Here is a 13,434-nt window from a genome sequence, read left to right as displayed (position 1 = left end):
ATCCGGTCGGCCGCGGACTTGGACACCCCGAACAGCGGCGCCAGTTGGCGCAGGGTCAGGTTGGTCCGCCAGTACGCGGCGACCAGCAGGACTCGGTCCTCCAGTGGCAGGCTCCACGGCCGGCCCTTGCGGACCGGGTCTGCACCCTCACGCCGCAACGCGGTGATCAGCATGCCGAACTGACGCGGGCTCAGCCCGGTGAACGGGGCTATCCAGGACGGCTCCGACGCCGTGATCACACCAGACACGGCAAGATCATCTCATCCGTGACCAGCAGTTACGGGACAGCTCTTAGGCGAACAGCTTGGCAGCTGCCGTGTCGGCCTCGGCTGCTTTCGCCGTGGTTCCCCCACAGTTCCCCATCTGCGTTTGATGATCGTCGATGGTCGTCAGTAGCCACTCGAGCGGCGTCGGACGGCATAGGGCTGGTCCAGCTCTGCTGCTCTCGGCCGACGACTGGAACCCTTGATGCTCTCCGTCTGAGCTGACGACGCCAGCCACGAGGGCGGGTGGGCCGACCAATGAGGCCAGCGTGCGATTCGCCCCCCCAAACGACTTCAGCCACGCAAAGTGTGTCGTCGACCAGAGCAAGTGGTATGGCCAGATCGTGACGTCGGCGGAGCCCTCAGCTGGGAAGCCCTGGGGCTGCGACCACACAGTAGTAGTGAGACCGTTAAGTTCGGATCGGTACCGCACTCGATCAGTGAGAAATCGGCATACGAAGCGTGTTGTTGCCCTAACCTTGGACTCATCGATTGCACAGCTAGGGGGAGCAATGCCTGATCCGATCACGACTGGCCTCGTATCCACTGCAGGTTCCGCTGCTGGGCGCGCTGTAGGCCCGCTCCTACTCGGAGGTGCGCGATCGCGTCTTGAGCGACGGGCTATCAGAAAGCGAGCGGCTACTGTAGAACTTCACGGTGCAGACGATATTAGCAAAGCGCTAGTAGGGCTTTCGGCTGTAGACCGGGAAAAAATTCTCGGTTTTATGAAGTCTGCCGAGTTCGAGAACCTGTGCTTCGAGGTAGCTGTTGCTGCTTGCATGCCAGGCAATCCAGAAGCGCATTTGGAGGTTCTGAAGAACACCATGGAGACCTCGCTCCGTAGATATAGTGGAGTGGAGGATGGAAAGACTCGCTTGATCGCAGAGACCCTCTTTTCTGAAGTGGCTGCTATCTCATGGAGTGAGGTTAATCGCCACCAAAAAGATAGCGGAATTTCGAAGCGTAGCCTTACTCCAGAAATCGTTGCGTCTCACATCGCTTCGGCAGCAAGGAATGCGGAACTGCATGGGAGAATCGCTAGCCTAGTCGATATTGACAGATTCTCGACCCGGCTTTCCCAGCAGTGCGCTAGAATTCATGGTCGAATCAGGCCTGCCCAAACCGAATCGGGTGCTCGGGTAAAGTTCGAGGATCTGTACGTGCCGCCAACCTTGGCAGTCGGCGATGAGGATCCAGAGGATGAAGGATTCTCTGATGCTCGAACTCTGCTCCGGGAGACTGGCAGACTTGTTGTTCTAGGAGACCCTGGGGGCGGGAAAACCACTCTCGCGCTAAAACTAACCATCGATGTCGCGAGAGGTTTGGGAACGGGGGCGGCGCTACAAACGCCGCTGCGAATCGTGCTTCGAGAATATGCGAGCCATTACAAGTCCAATCAGGAGTCAATTATTGACTTCCTCGAGAAGCAGTGTAAGGCCGATTACTCTACCCCGGCCCCAGAGGGGGCAATCGATTACCTCTTGCTAAATGGTAGGGCCGTGGTCATTTTTGACGGCTTGGACGAACTGACTGACACTAGCCTGCGTGCAGCAATCGTTGATGCCGTAGAAGCTTTCACCCACGCGTACCCCACGGCCCCGATCCTGGTAACCTCTCGCAAAGTAGGTTACGAAATGGCCCCGCTTGATGAGAGCCTTTTCTTCGTAACGCATCTTTCTCCTTTCAATGGCGCGCAGCAGAAGCAATATGTGAAGAAGTGGTTTCTGAACGTCAGGGGGTCGGCGCAGGAAGAGGGGATGGCTGACAGATTTCTTGCTGAATCCTCGCATGCAAGGGATCTGACTTCGAACCCCCTGATGTTGGGCCTCATGTGTGCTCTGTACCGGGGAGAGGGGTATATTCCTCGAAATCGCCCAGATCTGTACCGCCGATGCTCGGAATTCTTGTTCGAGCGTTGGGACGCCTCTCGCGGGATAACAATCCCCAAGCCATTTGAACGCGGTATCCAGTTCGCGATGTTTAGTTTGGCGTTGAGTATGCTCCGCAATCAGGGCGAGGGCGGTGGAATGACGGAGGGGGAACTTGTCCGCTACACCTCTGATTATCTACTGGGCCAGCAATATGAGGACCGTGACACCTCTGACGCTGCAGCAGAGGCTTTTGTGAAGTATTGCAGAGGGCGGGCCTGGGTGCTGACAGATGTCGGTACGAACCCAAACGGAGAGCGCATCTATTCGTTCACTCACCGAACTTTTCTGGAATACTTCTCTGCCAGACAGTTGGTTCGTAATAGTGGAAATGTTGAGTCTCTGTATCAGGAGCTACACGCCCATCTGGTGAACGAGTCATGGGACGTTACTTCCCAGTTGGCCGTGCAGTTCTTGGATGAGCGATTGGGCGACGCGGCCAATGACTTCGTCAGCATGGCGCTCAGTGAGTCGGAGTGCACCTCTGAGAGGAGGAAGAAGTCCGCGTTGATCTCCTTCTGTGCACGACTTCTAGAGTTCATCACGCTCCGCCCCTCTGTGGTGCGTGAGGTTGTTTCAGCCCTGTTGCGCCTGACCATACAGAGCTATCAAGGCCTATCCGAAGACCCGCGTGCAGTACCGGCCTCTCATAGACGCGACCTAAAAGTACTTAATGCTGCATGGGCTGGGATTTGCTTGTGCGCTCCCGAAACGCGCACTGTGGTCAATGACGAACTGATGAAGTCGCTGGCTTCCGGTGATCATGGATTCGACGAGCTGAGGCTTGCGATTTCAATGGCAGACTTTGTGCCTCGCCACGCGAGTTTGGAAGTCCGGAGATTCTGGGCTGATCAAGATAGGAAGAATGCTAGTCAGGTCCCACTCGTCGACCTAGCGCGGCGAGATATTCGAGCCGCAGCGGTCGCAGTGCTATTTGGTTTGGTGGAGGCCGCGCAAGCGGTGAGCTGGCATGGGGCATCCGTCATGACCGAACAGAAATTTGCTCCGCATGGTACGGGAGGACCTGAAAATGTCCTGCATGAGCTTGGCTATCCCGGATTGCGGTGGAATCATGAGGAAAGTGGCCGCATTGCAGGCGAAGTAGTCAGTGCACTGCTTCCTGAGCAAACGCCATGGATGGAGGGCAGGCAGAGTTTTATCACCTACTCTTCGCGCCTTCCTCTTGATCCGAACAACACCGCATGTCAGCTCTTGGGTTGGATGCTCGGGATGGAGCTCGAAGCGGACGATAGAAATAGTTCTGAGGAAGACCGGGACGTTGAGATTCTCGCGGATTTCGGCGCCCATGAGCTATTCGCACGCGTTGCAAAGGCTCACCGGAGGGGCGTATACGACTCCGGATTGGATAAATATCGTGCGATGTTTACTCCCGAGTTCTTTGATTTCGTTTGCAGATGGTGTAAGGGCGAGTTTTCGCTATCGACTCCAGATTCGTATGAAGGTTAGAATTTTACGGCCGGTAATTTGCTGCAACACCGACCGTTCCAGTCGAGGTATCCACTCAGACTGCTGTAGGCGCCTGCATGCTATGCGCGTGGAATGGGTGCCGGCCGGGCTGGAGCGGGACGGAGGCAGGAGCGCGGGGGCGGCGGGGCCGGCGGGGTCGGGCCCCGCGGGGAGCGAAGCGAGCCGCCTTGAAACAGTGAAGAAAGTTGTAGCTCGGTTGATCTGCGGGTGATTGGCCGGGGCTGACTGCTGGACATGCGGTTGCCAGAGTCGGTGTTGATAGAGCTGTGAAGGGTCGGATGGCAGACCGTCATGGCGACGGCGCGACCGGTTTGAGTTGACGGCAGTGCTGACGGCAACGACGTCACACGGACGCACATGATCGCTGGCTTGGGCGATCGGATTAGGAGGCCGTCGGCAGCCCTCACGGCAAGTTGCCCGATCCTACGGATCAGAAGGTTGCAGGTTCGAATCCTGCCGAGTGCACACAGGTCAAAGACCCCGGATCACTCCGGGGTCTTTGTTGTTTCGAGGGCGTACAGCAGCGAAGTACAGCAACGGTTGATGTCAGCGGCTCATGTCAGCCCGCTTCGCCGCCGCCCATCGCTGAGGACAGCTTGCCGAGTGCGGCGCGCACCTCCTCCTCGCTCGCCTCTGCGTAGACCTCCATCGTCATGGCGATCTGGGAGTGGCGGAGGATGCGCTGAGCCACCTTCGGGTGGACCTTGAGCGCGACGAGCAGCGAGCTGCACGTGTGCCGGGTATTTCGGAGTGGAATCACGCGGAGGCCGGCGCGGCGAGCGCGCAGGGCGAACATGCGGGTGAGATTTCCTGGCTCGATGGGCGTCCCGTACTTCGTGGTGAAGACCAGGCCGCGGGTGTCCTGCCAGAGCTCCCCGGCCGCGTTCCGGTCCCCGGTCTGCTGGGCGTGACGCATGCGGAGCGCCTTGAGACAGAACGCGGGGAGAGGAAGGAAGTCGTCCGACTCCTCGGTCTTCGTCTCCCGGTGGAGGATCTGACGGCCCGCCCGCTGAATCTGGTGATCCACGTACAACTCGGCCGTCTCGAAGTCGATCGACTTCCAGGTGAGCCCGAGGACTTCACCGCGGCGGAGGCCGAGGCTGAGGACCAGGACCCAGGCGGCGAAGAGCGGATCTTCGCGGGTGAGGGCATCAGCCAGGAAGCGGCCCGCCTCGACGACGGACCAGGGCTTGATCCGGCGACGGCGCGGTTTGGGGACCTTGACCAGGGAGGCGACGTTCTTGCTGATTTCCTCCTCGGTCACAGCGTGGGTGAGTGCCGCTCTCAGGGCGTCGCGGGCAGCCTGGACGACCCGCCGCGAGGGATATGCCTCGCAGCACTCCCCGACGGCGCAGCACCGCTGACGCGGCTTGGCACGCTTGGCGTCCTTGCCCTGCGCGCAGCACTGACAGATGCCGGCCAGCTTGGTAAGCCACTCGCGGACATCGCGGACGGTCAGCTTGTCCAGCCGTTTCGCGCCCAGGTGGGGAGCGATATAGAGCCGCACCGAGCCCTCGTAAGAGACGTACGACAGCGGGGCGAGGTTCGGCTTCACGATGGACTCAAGCCAGTAGGACAGAAACGCCTCCACCGTGCGGTGCCGAGTCTGCACCGGCCCCTTCCGAGCCTCGCCGTGGAGCTTGATCCACTTCTCGTGGGCCTCTTCACGGGTCTTGCCGTAGACGTATTTCCGCTTCCGGTCGCCATCCGGGGTGGTCACCCAGACGTAGGCGGCGAAGCCGGTCTTATACGCGTAGATGGACCCTTCACCGTTGGCCCGCTTCCCGCTCATGCCGCCCACCCTTCGGCGTCGGCCGCGCAGCGGTTGACGTACTCGTCGACCCAGGCCGGGAGGACGCGCCGGTTGCGGCCGACCTTGACGGAACGAATCTCACCGCTCAGCACGAGCGCCTTTGTCTTGGAGAGGCCGAAGCCGAGCATCTCGGCGACCTCGGCTGTCGTGTGCCACTTGCGCTTGATTGTCACTGTGGTCACTTGGTCGGTTCTCCTTCCGTCCCGGGGGCGGGTTCGAGGGATGCGGCGAGCCAGGATTCGGCGTCGGAGAGGCCGGTTCCGGCGAAGGCCCAGTGAGCGAGGACGTACGTCGTCTCAGGTGCGCGGTCGGGTGTGGTGGTCGCTGCTTGGGCTCGTCGCCATTCGGCGCGGGCGTCGCGGAGTGCGCCGAGGGTGGTGGAGTAGCGGCGGGATTTGGTGGAGAAGTGGCCGCGAAAGCCGAGCATGTGGGCCCAGGCGCGCAGGCGGAGGTGTTCGAGGTCCTTACGGGCCCCCAGAGCCCAGGCGGTTCGGATGAGGCGACGGGCGTGCTCGCTGATGTCGAGCTGGGCGAGTTCGGCGACGAACTTCAGCGGCCGGTCGAGAGCCCCTGTGGCGGTTTCCGCGCCCTTGGTGGCGTACTTGGCGATGTAGGCGGCGACGGCGCGTTCGGTGAGCTCCTGGCCGTCGTTGAAGTCGGCGGATCGGATGGTGCGGACGTCGAGTTGGCGGCCGAAGACGAACTCATGGGCGCGGCCGTCGATGGTCGGGCCGTCGACCTGGACCTTGGACGCGGCAGCGCCGATGGCGTCGGTCAGCAGCTCGGCGGTTGCCCAGGCCGGGGGCGGGGTGTCCCCGCCGGTCGGGCCGTCGATGCGGATGACGGCGTGAAAGTGGACCGCACCGCGCTTTTGGTATTCGGCGACCTTGGCGAAGGACACGCGGGCGTAGTCGCGGAGCTCCCGCTGTGACAGGCCCGCATGCTTGGCGACCTCTCAGCGCAGGTAGATCGAGAAGCGTCGCCAGAGGGGCCCGGCATGCGCGTTCCAGAGCACGGCGGCTTCGTAGTCGTAGGTGTCCGGGTTGAGCGGGGTGCCGAGTTGCTCGTCCTCCTGGTCGTGCTGGGTGCCGCAGCGGCAGGGGCGTCCGTCGGTGCGGCGGTTGTGGACCGGGCCGAAGCCGGGGGCGGTGAAGGTGGCGAAGACGCGGGGGTGGGTGGCGACGTGTTCGGGGGTGCCCTTGCCGCCGCGCAGTCCGGCGGTGATCAGTTGGAAGGTGTCCCGGCGGTAGACCTCGGAGCAGGCCGGGCAGCGGGTCGTGCGTCGGTTGTTGCAGCGGACGAGGAGTTGGCCGGCCGGGAGGTCGCCCGAGTCGAGGTGGTGGAGGACGCGGCCGATTTCACCGGTGGCGGTGTCGACGTCGTATTCGGTGCGGTGGCCGTCGAGGCGGATCGGGTGGGTGCAGCCGCCGAGGCCGGAGAGCTGGCGGAGGATACCGGGCAGGGTGCCGCCTGCGGCGAGGTTGGTGAGTTCCGGGAGAGGGGGCGGGGTGGCGCGGGCGAAGATGACGGTTCTCCTTCTGACGGGCACTTCGGGAGGGGTGGGCCGCCGGGGCGGCGGGTACGTGGCTGTGTCACGCCGCCCCGGAGGTCTGGCCGCAGGTCAGCGGCGGCGGTGGTCGCGGAGCAGGGAGCGCAGGACCACGGCGGCCACGGCGACCGAGATGGCCGTGACGGCGACGGCGGCCAGGAGCGCGGTGAGGACGACTCCACCGACGACGACGGCCGCGACGGTCTTCTGATCGATGGAGACCGAGGGGAGCGAGCGCCGCACCGGGACAGGGGCCGGGTCGGTCGGGGCGTGGGTGTGCGCGGGCGGCGGGGTGGGGCTGTCCGGGTACTTGGGCAGGAACACGGTTGCGATCTCCTGTCTACTCGTCTAGATGTGTTGGCCGTTTATGACGGTCACGCCGGAGCGCGTGCCGGACTCGATGGCGGGGGCGAGGAAGGTGCGCGAGAGCCAGAAGCCGAAGAGGGTGATCAGGACGACGATCCAGATGCGGACGCCGAGGTACTTGATGGCCGCCCAGGCGAAGAAGCCGAGGACGACGACGAGCGGAAGGCTGACGGTCACGGGTACGGGGTCCTTTCAGCGGACGGGGCAGAGGTGGGTGCGGGCGGCCAGCTCGGCGGCGGCGCGGCTGTCGTAGTCGGCGGAGAAGTTGCAGCGCGGGGCGGTGCAGGCGGCGGTGTGCTTCTCGTGGCCGCGGTGGTCGTAGGCGGTGCCGACCTGGACGGGGCCGATGCGGGTGACGTTGCGGAAGCGGCGGTTGGCGGTCATCAGAGCTCCCTTTAGAGGTGGGCGGCGATGGCGTCGGCCATGGGCGCCGGGACGCCGAGGCGGGCGCGCAGGGTGGTGACGTCCATGGGGGTGCCGGTCCGGGTGTGGTGCTCGGCGGCGACCTTGCGGGCGTGGTCGATGAGGGCGGCCGGGACCGGGACGGCGGGACGTTCCGGTGGGGCTTCGATGGCGGGTGGTGCCGGGGTGGACGACTCGGGGGCCGTTTCGGGCTCGTCCTCCTGGTCCTCGATCAGCTCGACGTCGTCGGCCAACTTGGGGGCGGAGTGGGCGAGGAGTGTTCCGCCGAGGAAGGCGACGGCGGGCCAGCCCGCGACGAGGATGCGCAGCCAGGCCGGGACGTCGCCGAGGTCGAGCAGGCCGGCCGTGGCGACGTTCGCGCCGAGGGACGCGGCGAGCGCGATGACGAACCAGCACCAGGCCGCACCCTTGGCCGAGCCGGAGCGCAGTCGACGCCAGGCGGCGACGAGCAGCAGATCGACCGAGACGGGATAGGCCCAGGCCTTCCAGCCGTCCTGTCCGGCCGCCACGGCGACGTCGTGAATGTGGGCGAAGGACAGCGCGGCGGCGATGAGCGCCTGGACGAGCACCGCGTCGACGCGGGCCAGTTGGGCGCGCATGGTGGCTCCTTCCGGAATCAGGCATGGGAGGGGTAGGGACGTGGCGCGAGGCGGTCACGCCGACCGTTGAGGTGAGGGGTGTCAGTCGGTGATGGGGTGCGGCTGGACGGCGGGGGCCGGGGTCTCGACGGGCCGCACGGGGACGTCGGGCCGGAAGGGCTTCAGCGCGGGCAGCTCGGGCACCAGGTGGGCCGTCTCCCGGCAGACGTCGGCGGCGTCGCCGAGGGAGAGGTACGGGGTGCGGATGCGGGACCAGCCGCCGGAGGTGTCGCCCGCGACGGCGAGGCCGGGGCGTTCAGGGGCGATGGCGCAGGCTGCGAGAACGGCTTCCGGCGCGATGTCGCCGAGGGCCATCTTCGCGGAGGCTTCGTCATTGACGCGGTGGCAGACGCGGCCGGTCAACTGGGCCCGGAGCATGGTCGCCCCCTTGCCCAGCTCAGCGCCGAAGCGCTGCCCGCACACCTCCAGGTAGATACCGGCCGCTCGGCCGAGCTGGGCGAGGCGGATGAGCTGGGTGACCATCTCGTCGCGCCGTTCCTCGTCCTTGCGGGTGGCGGTCAGGAAGAGCTCAGCCACCTCGTCGACGAACAGGACGATGGGCACCGGCCGTTCGCTCTCGGGCAGGCCCCAGATGTCGGAGGTGATCTCTTCGTCAGGGAGATCGGGGGCGATGCCCTGCCTGGCCTTGATCAGGTCGTATCGGTCCTCCATCTCCTTGATCAGGACCGGCAGCAGTTCGGCGGCTTCGTCCGGATCGGTGGCGAGCGCCGAGAGGCGCGGGGCGAACGGAGCCAGCTCGACCCCGCGCTTGCAGTCGATGCCGACGAGAGCGACGTCCTGCCCGGCGAGTCCGGCGACCAGGTGCCGGAGGTACATGGACTTGCCCGACAGTGTCGCGCCGAGGGTGAGTTGGTGAGGCACGGCCCGGTAGTCGCGCACGAAGGGCATGGCGTCCTCCCGCAGCGCGACCGGCACTTTGAGGAAGCCGCCCTCGACCTTGCGGGGCATCCGCACCTTGCGCAGGACATCGAAGCCGACGAGCCGCAGTTCCACGACGCCCGGCTTGACGGTGCTCACGTAGACGGCGTGGACGCCCCAGGCGTGCCGCAGCCGTTCGGCCGAGGCGGCGACGTCGGCGGGTTCCTGCCCCGGAGCGAGGCGGAGCCGGAGCCGTAAGCCAGTGGTCGTGGGCCGGATGATGCCCCGACGGGGAGGAACCGGCCGAACCTCACGGCGGGTGGTGGCTCTGACGGCGAGGACTCGCAGTCGGGACGGTGCGACGGTCAGGCCGCAGGCTTCCATGACCGAGGCGTACGAGCTGAGGAGGCGGACGGTCGATATCGGGCCGCCGACCGACGACCAGTAGAGACCCGGGTGGTTGGCCCGGGTGTAGGCGGCCCCGCCACCGAGCGCGGCGACAGGACCACCCACCTCCAGGAGCGTCGTCAGGTCGGACATCAGGCCGAGGCCCCCATGGCGGCCGGGAAGGCGGCCGGAGTGACGGCGGCGGCGCGGTAGGCGATGCCGTGACGCTGCTGCCCGTTGAACACGGACTCCCACGGCCGGGCGATGAGCCCCGGCAGCGAGACCGGAGCCCCGAGGCTCAGCCCCTCGGAGACACCGCCTTCCGGGACGGTGACCTTGATCAGCGAGGACTCCCCGTCCTCGATGTAGACGACGCCGATGGTCATCAGCGCCTCACCGCTGACGGCGTCCTTGGCGATCTCGCCGGTCTGACGGTCGCGGACCTTCGGCTCGGGAGCCTCCGTCAGGAGGATGGTCGCGGCGGAGGTCTCAACACGGATGGTGCGCAAGGGTGCGTTCCTATCTACTCGTCTATACAAGATGCGATCTGCAAACCCGATCTCTCGGGCTCGCGACGATCACCCTGCCACACAGCTTGCCCACTCGTCTATACGAGTAAGCGTGTTGGGGCGTACGAGTTCGGGAGAACGGCCCCGCGCACCACCGCCGTTCACCCGCTCACGTGGCCGGGAGCTGGTACGACAGGACGTAGGCGTCCGCTGCCATGACCGTGTCACAGACCTCCACGGGCCGCCCCTCGGTGTCGAAGGCGGTCCGGATCAGGTGGATCACGGGCACGCCGGCTGCAAGGCGGAGCGTCTTCACCTCGGCGGGCGCGGGCATCCGGGCGCGGATTTCCTCCTCGAAGTGGTCGAGGCGGTGGCCCAGCTCTTCGAGGCGGGCGTAGATGCCGCCGGGACCGGGGTTGGGCTCGGCGATCTGCGTACCGCGGGCGATGTCGAGCGGCAGGTAGGAGGTAGCGAACTCGACCGGGCGCCCGTCGAGGAGGTACCGCCGCCGACGGGCGAGGACGCGCCGCACAGACCCGAGCCGGGTGGAGATGTCCTGACTGGCCTTCTCCTCCTTCACCTCAAGACTGTCCACCTGCGGATGACTGCCGACGGCATCCGCCTCGACGATGAACGCGGACTTCCCCTGCTCACGGTGCCGCCGGGCGAACCGGTCGGAGGCGAGCCGCCGAACGGGCGGACGCGGCCGGACGAAGACGCCCTTGCCATGCTCGGCGTGCACCAGGCCCTCGCCCTGGAGGATGGAGAAGGAGTTTCTGACCGTCATGCGGGAGACGCCGTAGTGGTCGACCAGCTCGGCCTCCGAGGGCAGCTTCTCGCCCTCCCGGAATCGCCCACGGTCGATGGCCTCACGCAGCTGGTCGGCGATCTGCCGGAAGACCGCACGATCGCTCGTGGGATCGAGATCACCGAGCAGGCCCGAAGAAAGAGGGCTCACGTGTGTACTCCTTTAGGTATCTAGACGAGTGGGCGAGTGCTTGTTGCTACGGTGGAGAGCCTAGCCATCCGAGAGGGCCGAGGAACGTGAGCACAGAACGCCCGCACTCCGTGAGCGTGGCCGGGGTCGTCGTCGACGACCAGGGCCGGGCCCTCCTGATCCAGCGCCGCGACAACGGTCACTGGGAACCGCCGGGCGGCATCCTCGAACGCGAGGAGACCGTTCCCGAAGCCCTTCAGCGCGAGGTCCTCGAAGAGACCGGCGTCAAGATCGCGCTCCCCGCGACCCTCACCGGCGTCTACAAGAACATGACGGGATTGATCGTCTCGCTGGTCTTCCGCTGCGAAGCGGCCGACGGCACGCCCACCACCGGCGACGAGACCCGCGCCCTGCGCTGGGTAACCCGTGAAGAAGTCTCCGAACTCGCCGACGAGGCGTACGCGATCCGCGTCATCGACGCATTGGACGCGGCATCCCCGCCGGCCATTCGCGCCCACGACGGCGTGAAACTCGTCTAGAAGACTGCTGAAAATCTTTTGCGTTCTGGCCCCGGACCGGCTGGTCCGGGGCCAGTCTTGTAGGCATGCAGGGGGAATGGGCCGGGGAGATGGTCGGGCCGGATGTGTGGGAGACCTGCCGGGAGTTGATCCCGGCCGGGAGCGTGTTCGCGTTCCTCGCCGAGCACCGTGAGGTGTTGTTTCCGCAGTCGATGTTCGCGGACATGTATCCGTCGTCCAACGGGCGTCCGAGTCTGCCGCCGCAGGTGCTGGCCGCGACGGTGGTCCTGCAGAGCCTGCACGGGCTGTCGGACTTCGAGACGGTCCAAGAGCTGCGCTGTGACCTGCGGTGGAAGGCCGCCTGCGGACTCGGCCTGTACGACACCGCGTTCGATCCGTCGCTGCTGACGTACTTCCGGCGCCGCCTGCGTCACTCGGCCGACCCGACGCGGATCTTCACCAAGGTCAAAGAGGTCGTGGCCTCAACCGGGGTACTCAAGGGCAAGCGGCGGCGGGCACTGGACTCCACCGTCCTTGATGATGCAGTGGCCACCCAGGACACCGTCACCCAGATCATCTCCGCGGTCCGCCGGGTGATCCGCGAGGTCCCCGGCGGCGAGGAGACCGCGCAGCAGTGGTGCACGGCGCACGATTACACCGATCCGGGCAAGCCGAGGATCGCCTGGGACGACGAGCAAGCGCGCGCCGCACTGGTCGACGCGCTGGTCACCGACGCGATCAACCTGCTCGGACACCTGCCCGAACAGGACCTGGGCGAGAAGGCGGCGAACGCGGTGGGTCTGCTGGCCCTGGTCGCGGGCCAGGACGTGGAGCCGGCCGAGGACTCCGACGGACGCGACGGACGCTGGCGCATCGCCCGGCGCACGGTCGCGGACCGGACCGTGTCCACCGTCGACGCGGACGCACGGCACATCCACAAAAACCGAACCCGCCACCAGGACGGCTTCAAAGGACATGCGTCCTTCGAGCCGGAGACCGGGCTGTTCACCGCGATTGCTGCCACCGGCGGCCACGGCCCCGACAACCACGAGGCCGCCGTCGCCGTCGGTCTGCTGGCCGACGAGGACGAGGGCCAGGAGTTAACCGTGCTCGGCGACTCCGCGTACGGCACCGGCCGGCTGCGCGAACAGCTGCAGGCCGACGGCCACACCCTGGTGATCAAGCCGCCACCGCTGCGGCAGGCCGTCCCCGGCGGCTTCACCATCGACGACTTCCACATCGATGCGGCGTCCGGCACCGCGACCTGCCCGGCCGGACACACCGCCAACCTCGGACAGGTCAAAGCCGACGGCGCCCGCACCGCCCAGTTCAAACGCCTGTGCACCGGCTGCCCCCTGCGCGGACGCTGCACCACCTCCAAGACCGGGCGCACGCTCAACGTCCACCCCCAGCACGAGCTGCTGGCCGCCGCCCGGGCACAGGCCGCCAACGATGTGGCCTGGCAGGACGAATACCGCAGATGGCGGCCACCAGTTGAACGGGCCATCGCCTGGCTCGTCGCCAAGGGCAACCGCAGAGTCCCCTACCACGGCGTCATCGCCAACAACATCTGGCTCCACCACCGCGCCGCCGCCCTCAACCTCCGCCGACTCATCAACCTCGGACTCACCCGGGCCAACGGCAGCTGGCACCTCACCCCGGCCATCGCATAGCGCAAGGGCCGCCCGGCCCACGGCCGGACAGCCCCACCCTCAAGATTTTCAGCAGTCTTCTAG

Annotated in this window: 13 protein-coding genes and 1 pseudogene; 3 read left to right on the top strand and 11 right to left on the bottom strand. The window is 65.8% G+C overall.

The annotated features are described in order from the left end of the window. On the bottom strand, positions 1-248 hold a 248-nt coding region (locus BMZ82_RS38350), incomplete at its 3' end, for a helix-turn-helix domain-containing protein (protein ID WP_143098999.1). 740 nt (positions 249-988) lie between these two features. On the opposite strand from BMZ82_RS38350, the gene BMZ82_RS38345 reads away from it, so the two are divergent. Continuing rightward, complete coding sequence (locus BMZ82_RS38345) at positions 989-3,658, top strand: NACHT domain-containing protein (RefSeq protein WP_177244876.1); 2,670 nt, start codon at positions 989-991, stop codon at positions 3,656-3,658. Positions 3,659-4,238: 580 nt separating this feature from the next. Here BMZ82_RS38345 and xerC read toward each other — a convergent pair. The 10 genes and pseudogenes from xerC to BMZ82_RS38290 form a co-directional block, all read right to left on the bottom strand. Beyond that, on the bottom strand, positions 4,239-5,471 hold the full coding sequence (gene xerC, locus BMZ82_RS38340; RefSeq protein WP_093782019.1) for a site-specific integrase: 1,233 nt from the start codon (positions 5,469-5,471) through the stop codon (positions 4,239-4,241). Continuing rightward, the gene (locus BMZ82_RS38335) at positions 5,468-5,674 is read right to left on the bottom strand and encodes a helix-turn-helix domain-containing protein (RefSeq protein ID WP_093782018.1); all 207 of its coding nucleotides are present in this window, start codon (positions 5,672-5,674) and stop codon (positions 5,468-5,470) included. Before BMZ82_RS38335 ends, xerC begins: the two co-directional genes overlap by 4 nt. After that, a pseudogene (locus BMZ82_RS42440) lies at positions 5,671-6,954 on the bottom strand (replication initiator). Before BMZ82_RS42440 ends, BMZ82_RS38335 begins: the two are co-directional and overlap by 4 nt. Positions 6,955-7,113: 159 nt before the next feature. Beyond that, the gene (locus BMZ82_RS38320; RefSeq protein WP_093782015.1) at positions 7,114-7,365 is read right to left on the bottom strand and encodes a SpdD protein; all 252 of its coding nucleotides are present in this window, start codon (positions 7,363-7,365) and stop codon (positions 7,114-7,116) included. 24 nt (positions 7,366-7,389) lie between these two features. Beyond that, positions 7,390-7,584 carry a hypothetical protein gene (locus BMZ82_RS38315; RefSeq protein WP_093782014.1) on the bottom strand — a complete coding sequence of 65 codons (195 nt, stop codon included), beginning with the start codon at positions 7,582-7,584 and terminating at the stop codon, positions 7,390-7,392. A gap of 15 nt (positions 7,585-7,599) precedes the next feature. Further along, positions 7,600-7,791 (bottom strand): mobile element transfer protein, encoded by a 192-nt coding sequence (locus BMZ82_RS38310; protein ID WP_093782013.1) that lies wholly within the window; start codon positions 7,789-7,791, stop codon positions 7,600-7,602. An 11-nt stretch (positions 7,792-7,802) separates the two neighbouring features. Then, positions 7,803-8,429 carry a DUF2637 domain-containing protein gene (locus BMZ82_RS38305; protein WP_093782012.1) on the bottom strand — a complete coding sequence of 209 codons (627 nt, stop codon included), beginning with the start codon at positions 8,427-8,429 and terminating at the stop codon, positions 7,803-7,805. An 81-nt stretch (positions 8,430-8,510) separates the two neighbouring features. Beyond that, on the bottom strand, positions 8,511-9,887 hold the full coding sequence (locus tag BMZ82_RS38300; protein WP_093782011.1) for an FtsK/SpoIIIE domain-containing protein: 1,377 nt from the start codon (positions 9,885-9,887) through the stop codon (positions 8,511-8,513). Continuing rightward, a complete protein-coding gene (locus tag BMZ82_RS38295) occupies positions 9,887-10,243 on the bottom strand; it encodes an SCO3933 family regulatory protein (protein WP_093782010.1) in 357 nt (118 codons plus the stop codon). Before BMZ82_RS38295 ends, BMZ82_RS38300 begins: the two co-directional genes overlap by 1 nt. A 169-nt stretch (positions 10,244-10,412) precedes the next feature. Then, positions 10,413-11,201 carry a GntR family transcriptional regulator gene (locus BMZ82_RS38290; protein ID WP_093782009.1) on the bottom strand — a complete coding sequence of 263 codons (789 nt, stop codon included), beginning with the start codon at positions 11,199-11,201 and terminating at the stop codon, positions 10,413-10,415. Positions 11,202-11,311: 110 nt separating this feature from the next. On the opposite strand from BMZ82_RS38290, the gene BMZ82_RS38285 reads away from it, so the two are divergent. Beyond that, complete coding sequence (locus BMZ82_RS38285; protein ID WP_093782008.1) at positions 11,312-11,719, top strand: NUDIX hydrolase; 408 nt, start codon at positions 11,312-11,314, stop codon at positions 11,717-11,719. A 65-nt stretch (positions 11,720-11,784) separates the two neighbouring features. Next, entirely contained in the window at positions 11,785-13,371 is a 1,587-nt protein-coding gene (locus tag BMZ82_RS38280; protein ID WP_093779322.1) for an IS1182 family transposase, read from the top strand. The last annotated feature ends 63 nt before the right edge of the window (positions 13,372-13,434 follow it).

It is taken from the genome of Streptomyces sp. yr375, from assembly GCF_900110755.1.
Lineage (GTDB): Bacteria > Actinomycetota > Actinomycetes > Streptomycetales > Streptomycetaceae > Streptomyces.
This window is presented reverse-complemented; position numbering and strand designations above follow the sequence as displayed.

Excerpts from the sequence above, each read along its gene's own strand:
- BMZ82_RS38280 (WP_093779322.1), top strand. The coding sequence starts at position 11,785 with ATGCAGGGGGAATGGGCCGGGGAGATGGTCGGGCCGGATGTGTGGGAG.
- BMZ82_RS38310 (WP_093782013.1), bottom strand. The coding sequence starts at position 7,791 with ATGACCGCCAACCGCCGCTTCCGCAACGTCACCCGCATCGGCCCCGTC.
- BMZ82_RS38305 (WP_093782012.1), bottom strand. The coding sequence starts at position 8,429 with ATGCGCGCCCAACTGGCCCGCGTCGACGCGGTGCTCGTCCAGGCGCTC.
- xerC (WP_093782019.1), bottom strand. The coding sequence starts at position 5,471 with ATGAGCGGGAAGCGGGCCAACGGTGAAGGGTCCATCTACGCGTATAAG.
- BMZ82_RS38345 (WP_177244876.1), top strand. The coding sequence starts at position 989 with ATGAAGTCTGCCGAGTTCGAGAACCTGTGCTTCGAGGTAGCTGTTGCT.
- BMZ82_RS38300 (WP_093782011.1), bottom strand. The coding sequence starts at position 9,887 with ATGTCCGACCTGACGACGCTCCTGGAGGTGGGTGGTCCTGTCGCCGCG.